General features: G+C 60.8%; 1 protein-coding gene. It reads left to right on the forward strand.

Annotated features, from left to right (window positions below; all coding sequences use genetic code 11):
• Positions 1–681 (forward strand): putative Ig domain-containing protein (locus tag ACYVHX_RS29625; RefSeq protein ID WP_460675345.1); only part of this gene is annotated, 681 nt, incomplete at both ends.

Consider the following 681-nt stretch of genomic DNA (forward strand, 5'->3'; position numbering starts at 1 on the left):
GCCGGTTTTTGCCGACCCCGAAAATGGTCCGCTCACCTACAGCCTGAACGGCAGTGTTCCCGGCCTGAGCTTCAATGCCGGAAACCGGGTGCTGAGCGGGACGCCTTCCCAACCCGGTACGTTTACGCTGACCTATGCCGCGACCGACAACCAGAGCCAGTCCGCGCAAATCAGTGTGACGATCACGGTCACGGATGCCTCCACCCCGCCCCCGTTGAGTCTGGCGGGCTACGATGGGTATCTGTCGACGGTCAACTGCGAGGTGTTCTCGGGCTGGGTCTGGCACCGGGACAAACCCAACCTGCCGCTGACGGTCGAGTTTCTGGAGGGAGCTACTTTGCAAACCGCCACGCTCATCGACAAAGTGCTGGCCGATGTGTTCCGGCAGGATCTGAAAACGGCCAACAAGGGCAACGGCAACCACAGCTACAATTTTCCGGTTCCCCAAAGGCTGAAAGACAACCAGCCCCACACGATCTGGGCGCGGGTGGAAGGCAGCACCTATGTCTTGCGGCAAGCTCCCAAAACCCTGACCTGTGAAGGACCCACGACCCCGCCCGCCAACCAGCCGCCGACGGCGCCCAACCTGGTTTCCCTCGCGGCCACGGTCGGTCAAGTCTTTACCGCTACCCTACCGATTTTCAGCGATCCGAACAACGATGCTCTGACATACACCTTAAC

It is taken from the genome of Larkinella ripae, assembly GCF_054780775.1.